1 protein-coding gene and 1 pseudogene are annotated in these 1613 nt (G+C 64.7%); both read right to left on the bottom strand.

Going from position 1 to position 1613, the window contains the following annotated elements; all coding sequences use genetic code 11:
* On the bottom strand, positions 1-922 hold a 922-nt coding region (locus tag JHD80_RS27035), incomplete at its 3' end, for an alpha/beta hydrolase (protein ID WP_199093652.1).
* A gap of 23 nt (positions 923-945) precedes the next feature.
* A pseudogene (locus JHD80_RS27030) lies at positions 946-1613 on the bottom strand (MFS transporter); the annotation flags it as partial.

Genomic DNA, 1613 nt, shown 5'->3' with positions numbered 1-1613 from the left:
CGTGGATCAGCAGAACCGGGCGCGGCGAGATCTCCTTGATGTAGGTCAGGAGCGGCATGTTCATGAACGAGAGCGGCGTCGTCCGGGTCCAGGAATTGCCCGAGTTGACCGCGCGCGGATGGTAGCCGCGCGGCGTCCGGTAATAGTCGTGATAGTCGACCAGGAACTGCGCCTCGCCGCCCTTCAAGTCGTTGTAGGGCGGCTGGTAGGCCGGAGTTCCGTTGGCGGCGTCGTCCCAACGCTGCCGGCTCATCTGCTCCAGCGCTTGCGTGCGCTGTTCGAGTGTCACGCTGTCGTTGTAGCCCTTCGACATGACGCGAGTCATGTCATACATGGTGCTGGCCACGACGGCCTTGACCCGCTTGTCCACGGCGACGGCATTCAAGGCCATGCCGCCCCAGCCGCAAATGCCGATGACGCCGATCCGCTCCCGATCAACGGATGGGTGCAGCCCGAGATAATCGACGGCCGCGCTGAAGTCCTCGGTATTGATATCTGGCGAGGCAACGTTGCGAGGCTCGCCGCCGCTTTCGCCGGTGAACGAGGCATCGAAGGCCAGCGTGACGAAACCGCGCTCCGCCATCGTCTGAGCGTAGAGACCGGACGACTGCTCCTTCACTGCGCCGAACGGACCGCCGACGGCCAGCGCCGCCAGCCGCCGATTGGCCCTCTCCTTGGGCAGATACAGATCGCCCGCCAGGGTGATGCCGTAGCGATTCCTGATGGTGACCTTCTGGTGATCGACCTTCCCGCTCTTCGGGAAGGTCTTGTCCCAGTCCGCTGACATGCTCTGAGCCTTTGCGTTGGAGAGGTTGAAGAGGGGGGCGGCCGCCAAGGTGGCGACGCCCGCCCCGGTCAGCTTGATCAAGCCGCGACGGTCCAGGCGTGTGGCCGACGCGGTGGCTGTGTTGGTGGTGTCCATCAATATCTCCCCGTTCCTCGTGATTATTCGGGCTTCAGAAGGCGTTGCCCGTTGCCGATCAGCGCGATGCCGATGGCGGCCAGGACCACGCTCCCCGTGAAGGTCGCGAAGATCGAGAGGGCATCGAGCAGTAACCCACCGACCACGGCCCCGAGCAGGATCGAGGCTTGGATCGCGGCCACCATCAGGCTTCCGGCGGCCTCCGGCGCATCGTCGACGTTCTGCGACATCCAGGTCATCCAGATCACCGACATGGCGGTGTTCATCGCACCCCAGACAGCCAGGAAGAGGCCCACTGCGGCGACCGAGCCGCCGAGCAGCAAGAGACCAATCGTGCAGCCGCCCATCAGCAGCGCGGGAAGCCTGAGAAGAGGCGCAACGCTGCCGCTCAGGAAGCGGCTGGAGGCCCAGGTTCCAACGAATCCGGCACAGCCGAGCACGAGAAGCAGGGCCGAGAGTGCCGTGACGTTCACCTCGGTCACCTGCTCTAGGAACGGGCGCAGATAGGTGAACATCGTGAAGGCCGAGCCCCAGGAGAGCATCGACGCGATCAGGCCGCGCAGAAAATACGGACGCTTCAGCAGGCCGAACATGGTCCTGAAATCCTGGCGCTGGCCCGCCGGCAGCGACGGCAGCGCGATCACATGCCAGACGAGGTTGACGACGACGATCGGCGTCAGCGCCCAGAACA

This window comes from Allobosea sp. ASV33 (genome assembly GCF_016428755.1).
Classification (GTDB): Bacteria; Pseudomonadota; Alphaproteobacteria; order Rhizobiales; family Beijerinckiaceae; genus Allobosea.
The sequence above is the reverse complement of the archived record's forward strand: the minus strand, read 5'-3'. Positions and strand labels throughout refer to the sequence as shown.